Here is an 18,726-nt window from a genome sequence, read left to right as displayed (position 1 = left end):
TGGAGAGTCGCAAGCTTCACACAAATAAAAGCCTCAAACCTACAAACAGAACCAGCGCCGCCGTCAGCCAGCGGATCCACTGTCCGGGAAGCAAGCGCACCGCCATCAGGCTTCCGATTTGCCCGCCAACGACGACGGCAAGCAACAAAGGCAGAGCCTCGACCATCGCTCCTGCGAACATGGCCGGACCGTTTTTGAGAAGCTGCCCCGCAAGGCCAAAGGCCGAGTTCACGAGAATGAAAAGGCTCGCTGTCGCGGCAATTTCGCGCGCTCCCTTCCACCGCGTCAGGTGAAGCAGCGGGGCTAGGAATATCCCTCCGCCAATGCCCACTAACCCTGCGAGAAAGCCTATGGGAGCAGCCACGAAGGGCATGGCTTTGGCCCAACGGCTCTGGCTGCGCTCTTCGTTCTCTTCCCTGACGGGGATCAACATCGTCACGGCTGTGAGGACAAGACTTGCACCAAGCAGCAGCAAGAACGCCTCGCGCTCGATCGGCACAAGCCCGCCTGCAAACGAGGCCGGAGCGGCTAGAACGGTCAGCATAAGTGCAGGCTTCCACGGCGTAAGCCCCGCCCTCGCAAACCGCACACTCGCACCTGCGACCACCACGATGTTGCACGCCAATGCGATCAACGGCAGCACGCGGTGATCTGTACCAGCAAGCGCCAGAAGCGCTGCATAGGTCGATCCGCCGCCAAACCCCACGCTGGCATAAAGCAGCGCGGTCAGGAAAAATCCCGCCACCAGAAGCAGGATCAGCGGCATGATCTAAGCTGCCTTAGACAGGTGCTGCGACCGGTGGGACGCCTGCTGCACCATGGCAGTGCTTGTACTTCTTGCCCGACCCGCAAGGGCACACCGCATTGCGGCTAAGGCTGAGGTGGGCATAGGGGTTTTCAGTGATCGCCCCGCCCGTGCCAGCTTCCGGAGTTGTCGAAGGCGCGAGCGAACCGATCATGTCACCGCGCAGTTCCGATCCGTCACCATCGTTTGAATTATCGAGCCCGGTCAGCGGGTCGATATGGCTGGTGAGAAAATCGGGCAGATCCGGCAGCGCCTGAGGCTCAGGCTCGGCCATGCGCAGTTCGGATTTCAGCAGCAGCTTGGTCACGTCTTCGCGCAGGGTTTCAAGCATGCTTTCGAACAGGCCGAACGCCTCTTGCTTGTACTCGTTGATCGGGTTCTTTTGCGCAACAGAACGCATCCAGATCACCTGACGCAACGCATCAAGCGTCGCGAGGTGTTCTTTCCAGTGGAAGTCTAGACGCTCGAGCAGGATCTGCTTTTCGACCATGCGCCAGATTGCCGGATCATTCTTGGCGATCTTGGCTTCCATAAGTGCATCGGCTTCGGCCTTGATGCGCTCTTCGATGATCTCTTGCTCAACCTCGTCTTCTTCGAGCCATGCGTCGATTGGCGGGGTAAGCCCGAAGACTTCCTCGATCTTGTCTTTGAGACCCTGCACATTCCATTGCTCCGGGTAAGAGCCCACGGGGCAGTTGGAATAGATGATCGCGGAAAGGCTGTCGTGGCGCATATCCATGACAACATCATCGACTGTTTCCGCATCCTGGATTTCGGCACGCTGCTCGTAAATGACCTTGCGTTGGTCATTCATCACATCGTCGTATTGAACCACGTTCTTACGTTGATCGTAATTGCGGCCTTCAACCTTTTTCTGAGCGGTTTCAATGGCTTTGGACAGCCACTTGGAACCAATCGCCTCGCCGTCCTCAAGGTTGGAGTTCATCATCTTGGCAAACAGGGTGTCCGGGCCAAAGATGCGCAAAAGGTCGTCTTCAAGGCACAGGTAAAAGCGCGAAAGACCCGGGTCACCCTGACGGCCTGAACGACCGCGAAGCTGGTTGTCGATCCGGCGGCTTTCGTGGCGTTCTGTTCCCAGAACAAACAGACCGCCCGCGTCGAGCACCTTCTGCCGCTCTTCCGCGACCTCTGCCTTGATCCGGTCAATGGCGGCCTGTTTCTCGGGGCCATCTTCCATGTCGGCAAGCTCGTCATCGATGCGGAATTGGACGTTACCGCCAAGCTGAATATCGGTGCCGCGTCCGGCCATATTGGTGGCAATGGTCACCGCACCGATGCGGCCGGCCTGCGCCACGATATGCGCCTCGCGCTCGTGCTGGCGGGCGTTCAGAACCGCGTGCTCCACGCCCTCTTTATCGAGGAATTGTGAAAGCAATTCGGACTTCTCGATTGAAACCGTACCCACAAGGATAGGCTGACCGATTTCGTTCTTTTCCTTGATCGCTTTCGCAATTGCCTGGAACTTGTCCATCGTGTTCTTGTAGAATTCGTCTTCCTCGTCGATGCGGGCAACAGGAAGGTTGGTCGGGATTTCAACCACATTGACCTTGTAAATGTCCCAGAATTCCGCCGCTTCGGTCGCCGCCGTACCGGTCATACCGGCAAGCTTTGGATACATGCGGAAATAATTCTGGAAAGTGATCGAGGCCATGGTCTGGTTCTCTGGCTCGATCTTGACGCCTTCCTTGGCTTCCACCGCCTGGTGCAGACCGTTGGACCAACGCCGCCCTTCCATCATCCGGCCGGTGAATTCATCAATGATCACGACCTTGTCGTCCTTCACGATGTAATGATCATCGCGTTTGAACATGTGGACCGCTTTCAAGGCCTGGTCGAGGTGGTGCACAACCTGCGTGTTCTCGACATCATAAAGATTGTCTGTCTCCAGCAGCCCCTTCTCCATCAAGAGCGCTTCGACCTTATCAAGACCATCTTCATTCAGCTGAATGTTCTTGGTCTTCTCGTCCTTGTCGTACCAATCTTCGGGGATCTCTTTCGCGACCTCGTCGAGTTTTACGTACAGATCGGACTTGTCCTCGGTCGGGCCTGAGATGATCAGCGGCGTACGCGCCTCATCGATCAGGATCGAATCCACCTCATCCACAATCGCGTAGTTGAACGGGCGTTGCACCATTTGCGAACGCTGGTGCTTCATATTGTCGCGAAGATAGTCAAAGCCGAACTCGTTGTTCGTGCCGTAAGTGATGTCAGCGTTATACGCGTCGCGCTTGTCGGCTTCCATCATGTTGGGGACGATCACCCCGACACTCAGGCCAAGCCAGTTGTAGAGCTGACCCATCCATTCCGCATCGCGGCGGGCGAGGTAGTCGTTGACGGTCACAACGTGGACACCCTTGCCGTCAAGCGCGTTCAGATAGACCGCAAGCGTCGCCATAAGGGTCTTACCCTCGCCGGTGCGCATCTCGGCGATCTCACCGCGTTGGAGCACAATGCCGCCGATCATCTGCACATCAAAGTGACGCATTCCAAACACGCGTTTCGACGCCTCGCGCACTGTGGCAAATGCTTCGGGAAGCAGATCGTCGAGGCTCGTACCGCTGTCTAGCTGATCGCGGAACTTCGCGGTTTGCGCTTTCAACGCCTCATCCGAGAGGCCTTCGATCATAGGTTCGAGCGCGTTGATCTTGTCGACCACTTTGCGGATTTGTTTGACGTAGCGGTCGTTCGACGAGCCAAAGACCGATTTCACGATTTTGTTAAACATGGGCAGACAAAGCCTTGTAACTATAGTGAATTGCATAACCGGCGATCACATGCGGACCGCCCAGAGCAAAACAGAAATTTCGATAAAAATGCCGCGCGAGAATCGCCGCGCATGCGAACAGTATCGGGAATTGGGAGGCGCTATTCCAGCGCGCGCTCGACCCCGAAAACATATGGCGCGGCAAGCACATGCAATGGCATCGCATCATGCGAAACCGCTGTTTCACCTGAACGACCCGTCGCCTCGGCCTGTGCTTCTCCGACGAAGGCACAGCGCGCGTGAGCAGCATCCGACGCCTCAAACCCGCCTGCGATCGCACGCGAATGTGCCGCAAACGTCTCAGCCGCGCTGCCATGCGCAGGCGCCTGCAAAGCGGCAAGACCGCTAAGCAGCACAAAGAGCGTTAAGAGATGGCGTTTGACCATATTGGGTTTGCAGATAAGCATTTCAGTTAGGTTCGTCCACCGCCATAACAGCGGTTACACAACCCTTTGCGCATTTATGGTGAATATTTGGTGAGCACGCGACCTAGTTATCAGTATCTTCAACCTGAACCTGAAGGAGCAGATTCACCCTTTTCGCTACAGGCACCCCATCATCATCGCGATATGGCGCAACGTCTGTCCTGTTCATACCAGGACACGGCTCACGTTCAATCCGACGGCGCATGCGCTCAGAGATCATGCCGCCTATTTCAATAGTTTCGCAATCGATAGTTTGACCTTTTTCATCGATGGTAAAGGCGACGTGGACGATCATCGAACCGGCAAATTCGGGTTCTTTTCTTTCCCAGCGATATTGACCGGGAAACTCAGCGATTACCGGCTCTCCGAGGCCGTTGATTTCCGGGTCAAACTCACCCCTTTCCATGAGCAGCATGCACGTGGCCTCGTCGAGGAGTTCAAAACCAGAAGTTTCGATCACCTCGCAGGCCTGAGGCTTGCCATCTGGTCCAACATACAAAAGGTATCCAACATTACCTTCCTGCCCGGCAACCCACGCTTCAGGCGGGTAATCAGATTGTTTTGGCGTGAGCGCTTCATAATTTTTCACCTCCACGAAGGACGATCTTTCCAATTCGCGGCGGCGCCTCTCCGACTCGGCTTTCGTATCCTGCGCATCAATCGCCGGAGGAGCGGGCGCTATGGGGCGTGGCTTTGCGGCTTGCGTCTCTTGTGCAAGACCGGGTGATGCTGCGAACGAGGCGAGCAGGGTCGTGATAGCTAGAAGTTTTCTCATGGCGCTAAGATTGCACAATTGCGCACACCTGCAAAATCCTGAGCCAACAATTGATCGCGTGCCCCGTTGCGGATAGGGGACGCAGCACTATGGACCTCGCACCCTCACCCCTCGCCCTGCACTTTCCCGATATGCCTTTGATCGAAGGCGTGACCCTGCGCGTGGCGCGTGCGCGTTACAAAGAATGGGACCGCTGCGATTTGACATTCGTCGAAGTTTGCGAGGGCACAAGCGTCGCGGGGGTATTCACCCAAAGCGCTTGTGCGTCGAGCGAAGTCGAGCTTGGCCGTGAACAGGTTAAGTCCGGCAACGCGCGCGCTCTGATCGTCAATGCAGGCAATTCCAATGCCTTTACCGGGCACCGCGGGCGCGAGGCGGTCGAGCAGATTATGGATCAAGTTGCAGAACACATCGGGTGCACGCCTCACGAAGTGCTTGTCTCCTCAACCGGCGTGATCGGCGTACCGCTTCCCAAGGACAAGGCGCGCGAGGGCGTCGCGAGTGCCCTTACTGCTGAGCCTTGCGGCTGGGAAGAAGCCGCTGCTGCGATCAACACCACCGACACGTTCAACAAAGGGGCCCATGCCTCAGCCATGCTGGGCGGCATTCGCGTGGAATTGTGCGGGATTATCAAGGGCTCCGGCATGATCGCGCCCGACATGGCGACGATGCTGGGGTATATCTTCACCGATGCCGATGTTGCGCCTGCATTCCTGCAAGAGCTTTTGAGCGCTGCCAACCTTCAGACATTCTCCTGCATCACGGTCGATGGCGACACCTCCACCAGTGACACGGTCTTGGCTTTCGCCACTGGCAAAGCGGGCAATGCCAAGATCACCGGCTGGGACAGCCCGGGCGCAGATGCTTTTGCAGCAGCTCTTACCGATGTATGCCGACAACTCGCTCAGGCCGTGGTGCGCGATGGCGAAGGCGCGTCCAAATTCATCACCATTCGCGTGTCAGGTGCCGTCAGCGATGACAGCGCGCGCCGCGTCGGACTGGCAGTCGCAAACTCACCGCTCGTCAAAACCGCGATTGCGGGAGAGGACGCCAATTGGGGCCGCGTCGTTATGGCAGTGGGCAAGGCAGGCGAACCCGCGGACCGCGACAAGCTCTCCATCGCTTTTGGAGGCGTGTGGGCCGCGCGCGATGGCTTGCCGGTTGAGGATTATGACGAAGCACCCGTAGCGCAGCACCTGAAGGGCCAGGAAATCGACCTCGCGGTAGATCTGGGAATGGGCGCAGGATCATCCTGCGTGTGGACCTGCGACCTCACCCACGGCTATATCTCGATCAACGCAGATTACCGTTCTTAAGGGGCTTTTATGACCGAATTCTCACCCCTTGACGCTGAAATCCGCGACCTTCTCCGCTTTGCTGCCGAACGCTCCATGATGCCGCGTTTTCGGGCGTTGGCCGATGACGAGATCGAGATGAAGGGGGTCGATGACCCTGTCACGGTTGTCGATCGCGAGGTGGAACAGTTCCTGACAGAGGCCCTCACCCGGCTTGCGCCTGACGTGGCGGTCGTTGGCGAAGAAGCGGTCGCGGCAGACGCGAGCGTTCTCGATAAGCTTTCCGAGGCATGCTGGATCATCGATCCGCTGGACGGGACCGCGAATTTTACTGAAGGCAAAGAGCCTTTCGGCATTATCGTCGCACTCGCCGATGCCGGGACCACGGTGGCAGGATGGCTTTATGACCCGCACAAAGACCGCCTTGCTCACGCCCGCAAAGGCGAAGGCGCATTTATCAATGGCGAGAAAGTGCGCGGGCGCACGACCGGCCAAACGCCGCCAGTCGCCGCAATTGCGCGCGGGTTCTTGACTGAGGAAGAAAGCGCAGAGGTCGACGGCAAAATCGCACCCCACTACACGCTTACAGACATTCCGCGCTGTGCGGCCGAGCAATACCCAAGGCTTGCGCTGGGCGAGAATGACATCTCGACCTTCCAGCGGACACTGCCATGGGACCATGCTGCTGGCGCGCTTTGGCTCAATGAAGCAGGCGGAAAAGTCGCACGCTATGACGGCAGCGAATACCGTGTGGATGAGCACGAGCGCAAAGGGCTGCTTGGCGCATCAAGCCCCGATTTGTGGGAAGCCTTCGCCGCGCGGATGCAGGGAAGACTGGACTAGTCTAACCCATCGGCGTTATGGCGGCGGTCCCAACACAATCGGGCTAAGCAACAGGAGGCTATTATGGCTCGCAAGACCAATGACATGACCGACCTGCCCTGCTTTCGAGCGCACATCTAAGCGCCGCAAGGGCTTCCCCTCAGAAACCAACGTCAAACGAGGCCTGCGCTTCGTTCGCGGTTACAAGGAACTGGTCGAAAAGCTCGGCCGCCAAGACCCTTGTCCGTGCGGATCAGGCCGGAGCTTTCAAGAAATGCTGCCTCAAATCAGGGCGCTTTCGATGGATCGGAGCGCGACGATTATTGGCGGTAAAGAAAGGGGCGCCCAATGCGGCGCCCCAAACTCCTAAATCTCGGCTTCAATCCACTCTTTAAGCTGGCTTTTCGGAGCCGCGCCTACTTTGCGGGCCACCGGCTCACCGTTCCTGAACAGAACCATCAACGGGATCGACTGAACGCCCATGTCCGCCGGAATGCCGGTGTTTTCCATGATGTCCATCTTGGCGATGGTTACGCTTTCACCCAGCTCTTCGCTTATCTCTTCAAGCGCAGGGGCAATCATTTTGCATGGGCCGCACCATTCGGCCCAGAAATCGACCAGAACAGGCTTGTCGCTCTCAAGCACGTCGGCTTTGAAGCTTTCATCGGTGACATTTACGGTGGCCATATCGGCGACTCCTTAATTGTGTTGCATCACAGGTAGGATGTGAGAGCCTGTCACTCAATATCCAGCGGGGCAAACTTATCCTGTGTGTCCCCCAAACTTCTTTTGTGTGCCTCGATTTCAGCGGCTGAAACCGCAAACAGAGCGGGCGCATGGGTATAGAGCACGGCGGCCCTCACCTCACGGCCCGGGTAGATCACCTGCAATGCCGACACGTAGGCCGCCATCTGCTTGATCGTTCCTTTTGGCACTTCGGCAAGATTTATCGGCGGACGTCGCGTGGTTTTGAAATCGACAACAGTCACCGCGTCGGGTGTGACCAGCAACCGGTCCGCTGTCCCTGCGATGACAACCCCGTCAACTTGCGCCGTCAATGGCACTTCGGCGAGCGCATTTGGCGAGAATATCTCTGCAAATTCCGGCGTTTCCAGCACGCGAAGAGCGCTCTCCAGCATCTCTGTCCGCATCGCATCATCGAGGTCTGCGGCATGCTTTTGAAGCCATTTTTGTGCCGCCTCATGCCGGTCATCGGGCGCAACATCGGGCAGACGTTCAAGCAGCGCATGGATGAGCGTGCCGCGGCGCGCCGCGTGTTTTGCAATCTCTGGTGCAAGCGGCGGGTCAGCGCCCTGCTCTTCGCCAGCGGAACTTGGCGCAAGCGGGCGCGGCGGCTTGGGCTCTTCGCCAACCGGACGGGTCAGCCATCGGGGAAGAGCATCGCCTGCGTCGTGGCCGGGTGCATCGAGTGAAATGTCCTGGTCATCAGCGCGGTTGCCGAACTCGCGACGCGTCCCCCAAATCTCGTCGGCGTCGGTAGGGCCATCATCAAACAGCGGTTCGAGGCGCGCATACCAGCTGTCCTCATGGGGCCCCTTCTGCGCGCGCTGCTTGCCCAGCGATCCACCTATGAAAAGCGCCTCTTCTGCCCGCGTCATCGCCACATAAAGCAACCGCCAATGCTCTTGCATTGCTGCCGCTTTCGACGCGTCGCTTGCGATTTCAACCGGCCCGACCTGCTCTTCTTTCTTGAGCGATGGCAGCGGCACTTTGCGAGCGTCCTGCGCCTGATCGCCCAAGGGATTATCTCGCAGCTCCAGATCACCTTTCGTATCGGGATCACCGGTCGCATCGGCAAGGATCACAATCGGAGCCTGCAAACCCTTGGAGCCATGCACGGTCATCACCCGCACCTGTCCGCCCGCATCGTCGGCATCGCGTTTCAGGTCGGTGGTGCCTGCATCAAACCACTCGATAAAGCCTGCAAGGCTGGGCGTATGCGCGGCCTGATAGGCAAAGGCGGAGTTGATGAGTTCATCAATCGGATCGTTGGCCTCGCGCCCCAGTCTTGCAACCAGCTTGCGGCGGGCAGCCCATGGCCCAGTGAGTAGCCATGACAACAGGTCTTGCGGTGTCTCGAAGTCGGCCCGTGCAAGAAGCGTCCTGAGCTTTTCCGCCGTCTCCAAAACGCGCGGCGTTTCGTGGACGCGCAAATGGTCCCATAGCCGCTTTCCGGGCGCGCGCGGCACGTACTCCAGCAATTCTTCCTGCGTCCACCCGATCAATGGCGAGACCAGCACATTGGCAAGGCTAAGATCATCAAGCGGTTGCGAGGCAAAGCGTAAAGCCGCCATCAGGTCCTTGACTGCCAGCGGTTCACCCAGCCTCAACCGGTCAACACCTGCCACCGCGACGCCTTTGGAATGCAGCTTTGCCACGATCTGCCGCGCCAGATCCTTGCGCTTGCGGACCAGCACCATGACATCGCCAGCCTGCGCATGGCGGCGTTTTCCGGTTCGCTCGTATTCCTTTTCGAGCACGAATGGCTCTTCACCACTCACCCAACGGCGGACCTGCTCTGCGATGTTCTCCGCCATTTGAGTGTCATGTGCGGGCAGCCAATCCTGCTTGCGGTCTTCGTAGCCTGCTTCTTCTTCTCCGCCCCGCACCGGCTCCCAAAGGGTGACGAGCCCCGCGCGATCATCGCCTTCGTGAGGCTTTGACGGCTTTGTAAGGCCAAATTGCTCGTGCCCGATCGCGTCCATGGTCTGGTTGACGAAATCGAGCACGGGAAGCGCTGTACGGAAAGAGCGCCCCAGATCGAGGTCATTCCATGTCGGCAGGAGGCGCTCATCGCGCAGTTCGTGGGCATTGGCGCGCGCTGCATCAATGCGCGCTTTGACTTTCAGCTTGGCGGCTTCGAAGTTCTCGGGACTTGTCCCCTGAAAGCCGAAGATCGCCTGCTTGTAATCGCCAACGGTGAAGATCGTGCGGATCTTGTCCCCGCGCGCGCCCTCGCCCGAGAAGAAATCGTCGATCAGCGCAAAGACAATATCCCATTGGCTTTCATTGGTGTCCTGCGCCTCATCGATCAGGATATGGTCAAAGCTGCGATCAAGCTTGTAGCGGATCCATGCCGAGGCATCGGTATTGCCAAGCAGTTGTGCAGCGCGGCGAATGAGATCGTCGAAATCGAGATAGCCCTCGCGCTCCTTTGCCTTTTCCCAGCGCAGAGCAAACTTGCGCCCCATTTCAAACGCGCTGGTGAGGAAGGTCGCAAGGTTCAGGAGGGCGCGGCGTTCTTCGACCATCTTGATAGCTTGAGAGATGAGGTCTTGCCCCTCGACAAAGCCAGGATAGGTTTCACGCGGCTTTTTCAGATTGAGTGCTGGCTCGCCATCGGCCCGCAGCAACTTGCCACGAAATCCTGAATACGCCTCGATCCGCTCTTCAGGGCCGAGGCCCAGCCACTCCTGCATAAAAGGTATGCATTTATCAGCCGTCTTGGTGCCCCATTCCTGAAGCGGGCCGATCATCGTCAAGACGTGATCATCAGGAAAACGATCAGGCCCAAGCCCTTCGTAAACCCATTCATCCCCGGCATCGCCAGGAACACCCAGAACCGAGCGGACCCGCGCATCCATCGGGCTTTGCCAGGCGCCCTTGCCTTCCCACATCTGCGTCGATTTGGCGCATCGCATCAACCACTGGCGAAGGCTGTCAGGCTCTTTGACCTTGGAAAAATCTGCCACTGCCGACGCAAATTCCTCATCCCCCTCGGACAGCATCTGTGCCAAAACTTCGCGCGCCAGAAGCTCGCGCTCGCGGTCTTCCATTGGCCGCGCGCCGGGGGTGAGCTTTGCTTCCTCGGGGAAATTCGCCAACAGCCATTGCGAAAACGCGTGGATTGTATCGATCCTCAGACCGCCGCCCGGGCAATCCAGCACACTTGCAAACAATGTGCGCGCATGGGCCTGTGTGTCGGGATCAATCGGTGCGCCCAGATATTTGAGCTCTTTGCCCAAGGTTCCCGCATCCAGCCTGACCCAGCGCGCCAGAACCGAATTGATCCGCGTCGCCATTTCGGCAGCGCCCGCTTTGGTGAAAGTCAGACACAGAATTTGCGAAGGATCGATGCCCGGCGTCAAAAGCAGCCGCAAAACGCGCGCGGAAAGCACCTGTGTCTTACCCGTTCCGGCAGAGGCCGAAAGCCAGACATTGTCACGCGGATTAGCCGCGCCCAACTGGTTGTCCTGAAGAGGATAGACCGCGCCGCTCACCGGCTGTTTTCCCCTTGGGCAATGCTTACCCGGACGATCCATTCCTCAAGCCGCATAAGCTGATCGTAATCGGAATAGCCGGGGTAATCGGGGTTCTCCTTTGCCGTGAACGGATCGCTGCCAAGGATGAAGCGGTCGATTGCAGTGTGAAGAAACTGTTCGTGTTCCGGCAGGAATTGATCAGGCAGGAGGCCCGAATTCTTCCCATCCACCTTCATCGGCACGTCTGTGTAACCGAACTCGCCATCCTTCTTGGACCTGCCCAATGACCAGTATTCAAACGACAGCGGTTCACCCTGGATAAGCTGCCCATTTGCCTCAAAGCTGCCGTCGCGCAGGATTAGCCCGAGAAGACCCATCTGAAGCGCAAAGCCCGCTTCCACCTGCTGAGCAGAAGGGGGACCGCCAGTTTTATAATCGACGATCCCGAAAGTGCCGTCAGCCAACCGGTCTATCCGGTCTGCTCGTCCGCGCACTCGGACACCTTTGACCAAAACTGAGCCATCCGCTTCGGTGGCAAGCACATGGCGGCCTTCTTGCTTTGCCTCATCAATCCACGCCTCAAACCGCTCCATCGCGGCAATCAGGCGCGGTTGCCACAGCCCTTTGAACAGCGGATGCACTTGCGCTTCGGCAAACTTTCGGGCGGCGAATTGTGCAATGGGCAGTGCGGGGTCACTCTCCCTCGCGCGGTGCCATGCGTCCAGAATATCGTGCACCAATGTGCCGCGAAGTGCCGGATCACTGAACGGGTCGGCGGCGAGCGGGTCGAGCTTGCGAAGGCCCAATATCTCGCTTGCATAAAACTGGTAAGGATCACCCAGAAGCCGGTCTAGCGCGGTGACTTTGATATCTACGCGGCGCTGCTTGGCGCTGGGAAGGGGTTCGGGGCGCGGATAGGGTTCGGCAGGTTCGGGCGCCCGGTCAAGCTTTGCCAAAAGCCAGGGCATGCGCGTCTCGCGTGTCTCCTGCGCAATTTCTCCCAGCAGCGCTTCAACGCGAAGCAGGAAGCGCGAGGGCAAGGTCGGCCCCTCTGCATCGCGCTGCGCCCGGCTAAGCACAACTTCAGGCGCGCCAAGAGCGCCTGCCAAATCATGCGCGGCAAGACCGATGCGAAACTCTGCGCCAGGTACGCCAAGCGCGCGAAGGACACCGGGCGCAAGCAATGCGTCAGAGCCGGGAGCCTGCGGCCAGCTGCCCTCATTCAGTCCTCCACATATGACCAGATCTGCCCTTGCAAGCCGCGATTCCAGCAGGCCGTAAATCGCAACGCGCGGATGCCCTCCATAGGGCGGGCGCACAGCGATTTCGTCCATGCAATCGCGCACAATCCCGGCAAGGTCCGCCGGCTCAATCACAGTGCCAAGCAGCCGCGCGTTGAGCCGCAAGTCTTCAACCATGGCTGACAGAGCGCGGCCATCCTCGCGCGACCACAATGCTTCTGCGGCAAGCGCCTCTCCCCCTTGCGCCAACAGGTCCAGCGCATCAGCAAGCAGCAATTGCTCGGGCATATCTGTCAGAGGGGTAAGGACCTCCTCCACCTTTTCCCACCAGTCGGAAACGCCAGCCTTGCGGGCAATCTCCCGCAATGGACCAAGGCCCGGTGCAGGCGATGGTCCGCGCAATTTACGGTCAAACTGGCGCAGCGCGCGAAGCCATTCAGCCCTCGCCTCTGTGGCATCACGAAGCACTAGCGGATGCGCAAGCGCGCCGATGACATGCGCGGGTCCCGGTCCATGAGAGACCAGTTCGGCCAAAAGCCCGAGCATTCTACCCGCAGGAGTGAGCGACAAGGCTCGCCCCGCTGTGTCGTTCGCCTCGATATTCCAGCGCTGCAAATTCTGCGCGACGCGGCGTGCAAGCGAGCGATCCGCGCTGATCACCGCGACCCGTTTTTCCGGCACTTCCAAAGCCTCGCGCACCAGAATGGCGATGCTTTGCGCCTCGTCTTCCGCGGTGGCGCTGGTCATGAGCGACACGTCTTTGAGGCGGCGTTTTTCGGGCTCAAGCTGTGCCCATGTTCTGCTCGCCTTTGGAGGCAGGAACAGCGAGCTGATTGCAACCGCGCGTGCAGGCTCAGCCGCACTGATGCCGGAGCGATGCCATGCGCGAACCTCCGCGCGGGCAATTCCCATGCGCTCAAGAAGGAGCTTTAGATGATATTGCGGATGAGTCAGCGCATCCTTGGCCCCGAAAATCTCGCCCCCCGGCTCCGGCGAGGCCCCGGCTCTGCCCAGTTCCTCCCACGCTTCATCGCTGAGCTTCAGGTCCAGATCGGGCAAGATGACTGCGCCATTGGGCAGGTCTGCCACCGCGCGAAGCATGCGCGCCAATGCGGGCGAGGCGCTCGTCACACCTGCGGCAACAATCGGGGTTACAGGCGGCTCGGCTTTCCACTTTACCGTTGCGCGGTCGAACAGCTGATTGCGGCGCGTGGCTGCATCAACCTCGCCTAATTCATCTAGGCGAGAACGCCAACGAGCCTGTACGCGGGCAAAAAGTCGCAAGGCATCCTGCCAATGCTTCGACAGGTCATCGAGCATTTTGAGGACCGGCTCGGCAAGAAGGTCAGCCGGGTCTTTCTCTTCGACAAGCAACCTGTCCATGGTGCGGCCAAGTTCACGCGCCAGGCGCAAGCGGGCAGCGCCCGGCAACGGCGTCTCACCAAGATCAGCGCGCTCTGCCTCAATCAATTGCGCAAGCTCAAGCCAGCGCCGCGTCGGCTCGATTGCAGGCGGAATATCGCTTGCCCCAAGCGGATCAAGCAATGCGCCCAATGCCTCGTCCAGATCAAGATCGCCAATCGCCACCATGCGCGGCATCAACATTCCCGGTCGGCCAGTTTCCCCCGCGTACCGGATGAAGGCTTCGGAAATGGTGCGCGCCGCACGTGAGCTGGGAACAAGCAGGGTGAGGCGCGCAAGGCCAAACTCGTCATCACCATAACGCGGGACCAGCCCTGCCACGAGAGCATCAGCAAAACCGCGGTGCGCGGCAATGGAATAGATGTTTGGGGTCTTCGCCTCAGCCACGCTTGAGCGCGTCTTCTGTGGGCCCGATCGCGTCCGGCGTGCCGACCTCGTACCAGAGCCCGGTGAACGATAGCCCGAACAAGCGTCCCTCTTTCATGGCCCGGTTCCACAGGATATTGGTCGAAAACTTGCCCTCTGGCGCATCGCGCAAGAGGCGCTTTGAAAGTAGCTGAATGCCGGTGTAGATAAATGGCGCTATCCGTCCCGATTTGCGGCGGGTGAGACGGCCCAGCGCGTCCATGTGAAAGTCGCCCTTGCCTGAGAAGTTTTCCGCCCGCGCATGGCTAACCAAAAGCAGCAGCGCGTCCATCTTGTCAGGGTCCCAGCGCGACGACAGGTCATGGAACGCACTTTTTGGACCGTCGAGCCAGATGTTGTCTGCATTGAGGCAGAAGAACTGATCGGGAAGCATATCCTGCGCCTTGATAAGCCCGCCGCCTGTTTCGAGCAGAGCATCGCGCTCATCCGAGATTTCGACCTTGGGCAATTCGCGTGTCTTGATATGCGCTTCGAGCGCATCTGCGAGGTAATGCACATTGACCACGGCGCGGCTGACACCGCTGTCGGCGAGCCGGTCCAACGCATGGTCGATTAAAGGCTTGCCCGCGACGCGCACCATAGGTTTTGGCATAGTCGCAGTAAGCGGGCGCATACGCTTGCCCATACCGGCGGCCATGACCATCGCAGTGTCGCTTGCAAGAGCGCTCATGCGAAAGTCCCGCCGCCAAGTGAGCGCAGTTCATCGGGGATGTTCGCGTCAAACCATTTTGCCACCGGCGCCAAGGCAGGGTGCGCCAGATCCCGTTCCATCGCCGCCCATACGCGCGGGATCATGGAGAGATATTTGGGTTTGCCGTCGCGCTTTGCGAGCCGGGTGAAAATGCCCACAATCTTGGCATTTCGCTGGGCCCCAAGACGCGCATAATCGGCGCGGAAGTGTTCGTCCGCATCACTGGCCGCAATATAGCGAGCGAGCATTGCCTCTTCGAGTTCAAGCGACACATCGCGGCGGGCATCCTGAAGCAGCGAGACAAGATCGTAAGCGCGATGCCCGACAAGCGCGTCTTGGAAATCAATTAGGCCCTGGGGCGCAGTGGGCTTTGCACCCAGAAGCATGATATTCTCGGCATGATAATCACGCAGCACTGTGACGGGTTGCGGAGCGCGGTTGACCATTGGCGCGAGCGCTTGGTCCCAAGCGGCGGTGTATCCCGCCTCATCCACTTTCAGTGATTGCGCAGGGCAATACCACTCGGTCAAAAGGCCCGCTTCGCGTTGATAAACCGCCATATCATAGGGCGGGAACGGCCCTGCAGGTTTGCGGTGCAAAGCCACCAGAGCATCAATCGCAGCCTCATATGCCGCTATCTCATCACCTGGATTGTCATCCAGCCATTCGCGCATCCGGTGGTCGCCAAAATCCTCTGTCAGGACCCAGCCCTGCTCCTTGTCCGAGCTAAGGATTACAGGCGCACGTTGGCCGTTTTCGCGAAGCCAGGCGGCGACATCCAGAAACGGCACAGGGTCCTCTTCGGGCGGCGGCGCGTGCATCAGCATCGCCGTCTCGCCCGATGCCTGCCGAAGCCGGAAATAGCGGCGGAACGAGGCATCGCCAGGGATCGGCTCGATCACGGCCTCACCCCAGCCAGCGTTTGCAACAAATTCGTGAAATCCGTCGGGAAGATCGCTCATGGGCACCGCTCTAACCAATCTCTGCCCGGTTTCACAGTCGCGATCCGGCCTTTGGCCCCAGTTTCTAAAGCGCTTTCTCCAGCGCTTTCTCCGGCGCTTTCCAACACAATCGTCAGGCAACCGCTTTCATGGGCAAAACCCCCTGCGTGATCCGGCCATTCTGCAAGCAGAACAGCGCCCTCTCGATAGTCATCAAGGCCCAATTCAATCGCCTCTGACGGGTCCTCCAAACGATAGAAATCGGCATGGGCCACAGGCAGCAGCAATGGCGGCGCGTCATAGGTTTCGACAATGGTGAAAGTGGGCGATGGGACTTCGCCCTCATGCCCGAGAGCGCTAAGAATTGCTCTGGCAAGCGTGGTTTTGCCTGCACCAAGCCCCCCTTCGAGCTCGATCACATCGCCCGGTTTCAAAGCCTGCGCGATTTTCGCCCCCCAATCGGCCATCGCCTCAAGATCGGGCAGAGCTTTTGTGTAAGGTGCGCTCACGGAAGCGTAATCATCGCAATTGTGCCGATACCTTCCTGGCTATCCAGCTCGAGCATGCCGCCGTGAGCAGCGATTAGTTGATGGGCGAGCCTTATACCAAGCCCTGCGCCGTCGCCCGGCTCTTCGGTGTGGGACGAAGCGCCCATCGCGCGCTCCAATTGTTCGCGCGGCATTCCTCGCCCGTCGTCCTGAATGATAATGCGCCCGCGCCACTCTTCGCCGCGCCCCGGTTTGGGCAGCTCGATTGTGATCTTGCCGCCCGGGGGCGTGCCTGCAATCGCATTGTCGATCAAATTGCCAACCGCGCGGCCAAGCTGACGCGGATCGGCATCCACTATGCGCCCTCGCCTGCCCTTGAGATCAAGGCCAATGCCCGCCTTTACAATCGCCGTTTCCCGCTCGCGCACAAGGGCGGTCATGAACGGCAGGAGATCAACATTTTCCTTGGTAATCGGCATAAGGCCGGCTTCGGTTTGTGACAGGTCGAGCACATTTTCGACCTGCTCCGTCAACCGTGCAACCGAGGTCAGGATAGCATCGACATATTCGCCCGCTGCATCGTTCATTTCGCCCGCCGCGCCGCTCGCGAGGAGTTCGGCATATCCACCAATCGTGGTGAGCGGCGTGCGCAATTCGTAGGACATATTGGCAAGGAAGCGGGCTTTTACCGCATCCGCCTCTTCCAACGCCTTTGCCCTATCCCGAAGCGCTTGCTCGGCTTTTTGGGAATCGGTGATGTCGAGCACTGTCAAAAGGCCGTTTCCATCGGGCAGCGGCGCGCCTGCAAAGCGCAAGGTGCGCCCATCGGAAAGGCTCACCTGCCCCTGCTTCTCGCGCCGGTCCAGCGTCGCTGCACGCACCACTGCGCCAATTTCTTCGGTTTGGTAGGGGTCTTTCAGATTGCTGCCAATCGCGCCCAGCAAATCCTCGGCGCTCGGGTGCGTATCGAGAAACTCGCCCGAAAGGCCCCATGTCCCGGCAAAGCTGCGGTTCCACAGCTGCACCGAACCATCAGGCGCAAAGATCGCGAGCGCCTCGATCAGGCTGTCGAGCGTGGCGGTGCGTGTGCGCAAAAGCGTATCGCGCGTCGCTGAAAGCGCCAGCTGCTCGGTGCGGTCCTCGGCGATCATCACCAGCCCGCCATCGGGCATAGGCTGGGCCACAATGCGAAGATGCATTCCGCCTGGAAGCGGCCAGTATTCTTCCTGAGTGTCGGCTGCATCGAACCATGCGCGGTGCTCCTCGCGCCATTCGGGAAAATCGCGAACTTCGGGTGTCTGACCACGCTCGCGCGCGTCAGAGAGCAAGCGATGGAACTCAAGCTTGCCTTCGAGTGCATCATTGGAAAACAGGCCAAAAAGCCTGCGGAACGGGCGGTTGGCAAAGCTCAGGGTCTCATTGGGGGCAAATTGCGCCACCCCGACGGACAATTGATCCAGCATCGTGCGCTGAGCATCGCGGAATGCGCGGAAATCGCGCGCCAATTGCTGTTGTTCCTCAACGTCAATCGCATAGCCTGCAACGCCGTCTTCACCCAATGGCAGGTCCGTGACCCGCATCGAGCGGCGCTCACCGTGAATGGTGACACCATCGATCCGGTCGATCTGCTCTTTGCGCTGAAACGCGTTCTGAGCGATTTGCGCCGGGGATTGGCCATCGCGCGCCTCGAGCAGTTCAATCTGGCCATCGATCACCGCCTTAAGGCTGTCTGCGCCCACCGCCTCGATATAGGCCTCGTTAGCGAGCCGAATTTGCATGTCTGCATCGCGGATCCACATCGGCGTTGGCGCAGACGCAATAAGACCGCTCAAGCTCGCAAAATCGGATTTCGCATTGCTGGCCTCTGCTCTGAGACGTGCAAGCTCGCTTTCACTAGCGGTGAAATCGAATACCCAGACAATCGCTGCGCCACCCGGTGACACTTGAGAATCCGCAAGCGACCCTTCCATCGAGAGACTGCGCTGAGACCCGACAGGTGTGACCGACATAGAAAAAGGCGTTGCGCTTCTTTGAGTGGTGCGAACATTCTCCCAAAGTTCATCGACTTGCTGTTTTGAGAGCCCTTCCCCCTCGTTGCCGGCAAGCTCCGAAAGATAGGCAGGCACTTGCGAAAGCCCCAACCAGCGCGCCAAGCGTTCCGGGGCTTCGATTCGCCCGTCGGTGCGCACCAGAAGCGGAATTGCCGGTGCCACATCTATCAGATGCTGCATCCGCCGCAGGGAGGTTTGCAAGGCTTTTGCCCGGCTGGTCTTTGCGCCTGCCCGCAGCACAAGCACGGCCGCCGCAATCGTCCATGCGGCGAGCACCAGCGCGATCACGATCAAGGCAGGCGGCGTCAGTTCCATCATGTGTGAGCTATGCGCGGG

At 59.1% G+C, this 18,726-nt stretch carries 14 protein-coding genes; 3 read left to right on the top strand and 11 right to left on the bottom strand.

Annotation, left to right across the window (positions count from 1 at the left end):
- Nucleotides 1-16 precede the first annotated feature (16 nt).
- From AC0V6Q_RS03180 to AC0V6Q_RS03165, 4 genes are all read right to left on the bottom strand, one after another.
- The gene (locus AC0V6Q_RS03180; protein ID WP_486166977.1) at nt 17-766 is read right to left on the bottom strand and encodes a sulfite exporter TauE/SafE family protein; all 750 of its coding nucleotides are present in this window, start codon (nt 764-766) and stop codon (nt 17-19) included.
- Nucleotides 767-779: 13 nt separating this feature from the next.
- Complete coding sequence (gene secA, locus AC0V6Q_RS03175) at nt 780-3,551, bottom strand: preprotein translocase subunit SecA (RefSeq protein ID WP_486166976.1); 2,772 nt, start codon at nt 3,549-3,551, stop codon at nt 780-782.
- 140 nt (nt 3,552-3,691) lie between these two features.
- A complete protein-coding gene (locus AC0V6Q_RS03170) occupies nt 3,692-3,997 on the bottom strand; it encodes a hypothetical protein (RefSeq protein ID WP_486166975.1) in 306 nt (101 codons plus the stop codon).
- An 82-nt stretch (nt 3,998-4,079) separates the two neighbouring features.
- On the bottom strand, nt 4,080-4,790 hold the full coding sequence (locus AC0V6Q_RS03165) for an energy transducer TonB (protein WP_486166974.1): 711 nt from the start codon (nt 4,788-4,790) through the stop codon (nt 4,080-4,082).
- 89 nt (nt 4,791-4,879) lie between these two features.
- Between AC0V6Q_RS03165 and argJ the strand changes: the two genes are divergently transcribed.
- The 3 genes from argJ to AC0V6Q_RS03150 all read left to right on the top strand — a co-directional run bounded on the left by argJ (nt 4,880) and on the right by AC0V6Q_RS03150 (nt 7,277).
- Nucleotides 4,880-6,106 carry a bifunctional glutamate N-acetyltransferase/amino-acid acetyltransferase ArgJ gene (gene argJ, locus AC0V6Q_RS03160; protein ID WP_486166973.1) on the top strand — a complete coding sequence of 409 codons (1,227 nt, stop codon included), beginning with the start codon at nt 4,880-4,882 and terminating at the stop codon, nt 6,104-6,106.
- Between the two features lie 9 nt (nt 6,107-6,115).
- Nucleotides 6,116-6,928, top strand: a complete 813-nt coding sequence (locus AC0V6Q_RS03155) for an inositol monophosphatase family protein (protein WP_486166972.1) — start codon at nt 6,116-6,118, stop codon at nt 6,926-6,928.
- 163 nt (nt 6,929-7,091) lie between these two features.
- Entirely contained in the window at nt 7,092-7,277 is a 186-nt protein-coding gene (locus tag AC0V6Q_RS03150; RefSeq protein ID WP_486169239.1) for an SEC-C metal-binding domain-containing protein, read from the top strand.
- Here AC0V6Q_RS03150 and trxA read toward each other — a convergent pair.
- Genes trxA through AC0V6Q_RS03115 form a run of 7 tightly spaced genes read right to left on the bottom strand, consistent with a single transcriptional unit; the run spans nt 7,274 to nt 18,705 of the window.
- Nucleotides 7,274-7,594 carry a thioredoxin gene (gene trxA, locus AC0V6Q_RS03145; protein WP_486166971.1) on the bottom strand — a complete coding sequence of 107 codons (321 nt, stop codon included), beginning with the start codon at nt 7,592-7,594 and terminating at the stop codon, nt 7,274-7,276. The two genes, AC0V6Q_RS03150 and trxA, sit on opposite strands and share 4 nt — an antisense overlap.
- A gap of 50 nt (nt 7,595-7,644) precedes the next feature.
- A complete protein-coding gene (addA, locus tag AC0V6Q_RS03140; RefSeq protein ID WP_486166970.1) occupies nt 7,645-11,148 on the bottom strand; it encodes a double-strand break repair helicase AddA in 3,504 nt (1,167 codons plus the stop codon).
- Nucleotides 11,145-14,180, bottom strand: coding sequence for a double-strand break repair protein AddB (gene addB, locus AC0V6Q_RS03135; RefSeq protein WP_486166969.1), 3,036 nt, complete (start codon nt 14,178-14,180; stop codon nt 11,145-11,147). Before addB ends, addA begins: the two co-directional genes overlap by 4 nt.
- Nucleotides 14,173-14,889 carry a nucleotidyltransferase family protein gene (locus tag AC0V6Q_RS03130; RefSeq protein WP_486166968.1) on the bottom strand — a complete coding sequence of 239 codons (717 nt, stop codon included), beginning with the start codon at nt 14,887-14,889 and terminating at the stop codon, nt 14,173-14,175. The genes addB and AC0V6Q_RS03130 overlap by 8 nt, the downstream gene beginning before the upstream one ends.
- Nucleotides 14,886-15,872 carry an aminoglycoside phosphotransferase family protein gene (locus AC0V6Q_RS03125; protein WP_486166967.1) on the bottom strand — a complete coding sequence of 329 codons (987 nt, stop codon included), beginning with the start codon at nt 15,870-15,872 and terminating at the stop codon, nt 14,886-14,888. Before AC0V6Q_RS03125 ends, AC0V6Q_RS03130 begins: the two co-directional genes overlap by 4 nt.
- Nucleotides 15,869-16,360 (bottom strand): tRNA (adenosine(37)-N6)-threonylcarbamoyltransferase complex ATPase subunit type 1 TsaE, encoded by a 492-nt coding sequence (gene tsaE / locus AC0V6Q_RS03120; RefSeq protein WP_486166966.1) that lies wholly within the window; start codon nt 16,358-16,360, stop codon nt 15,869-15,871. The genes AC0V6Q_RS03125 and tsaE overlap by 4 nt, the downstream gene beginning before the upstream one ends.
- The gene (locus tag AC0V6Q_RS03115; RefSeq protein WP_486169238.1) at nt 16,357-18,705 is read right to left on the bottom strand and encodes a PAS domain-containing sensor histidine kinase; all 2,349 of its coding nucleotides are present in this window, start codon (nt 18,703-18,705) and stop codon (nt 16,357-16,359) included. Before AC0V6Q_RS03115 ends, tsaE begins: the two co-directional genes overlap by 4 nt.
- Between the last annotated feature and the right edge of the window lie 21 nt (nt 18,706-18,726).

Source organism: Erythrobacter sp. S227 (assembly GCF_057364925.1).
Note: the sequence above shows the minus strand (reverse complement) of the source record. Positions and strands in the feature narration are given on the sequence as shown.

Coding starts and splice junctions, on each gene's coding strand:
- trxA (WP_486166971.1), bottom strand. CDS start 7,594: ATGGCCACCGTAAATGTCACCGATGAAAGCTTCAAAGCCGACGTGCTT.
- AC0V6Q_RS03125 (WP_486166967.1), bottom strand. CDS start 15,872: ATGAGCGATCTTCCCGACGGATTTCACGAATTTGTTGCAAACGCTGGC.
- secA (WP_486166976.1), bottom strand. CDS start 3,551: ATGTTTAACAAAATCGTGAAATCGGTCTTTGGCTCGTCGAACGACCGC.
- AC0V6Q_RS03165 (WP_486166974.1), bottom strand. CDS start 4,790: ATGAGAAAACTTCTAGCTATCACGACCCTGCTCGCCTCGTTCGCAGCA.
- AC0V6Q_RS03180 (WP_486166977.1), bottom strand. CDS start 766: ATGCCGCTGATCCTGCTTCTGGTGGCGGGATTTTTCCTGACCGCGCTG.
- AC0V6Q_RS03115 (WP_486169238.1), bottom strand. CDS start 18,705: ATGGAACTGACGCCGCCTGCCTTGATCGTGATCGCGCTGGTGCTCGCC.
- argJ (WP_486166973.1), top strand. CDS start 4,880: ATGGACCTCGCACCCTCACCCCTCGCCCTGCACTTTCCCGATATGCCT.
- AC0V6Q_RS03130 (WP_486166968.1), bottom strand. CDS start 14,889: ATGAGCGCTCTTGCAAGCGACACTGCGATGGTCATGGCCGCCGGTATG.
- AC0V6Q_RS03155 (WP_486166972.1), top strand. CDS start 6,116: ATGACCGAATTCTCACCCCTTGACGCTGAAATCCGCGACCTTCTCCGC.
- AC0V6Q_RS03170 (WP_486166975.1), bottom strand. CDS start 3,997: ATGCTTATCTGCAAACCCAATATGGTCAAACGCCATCTCTTAACGCTC.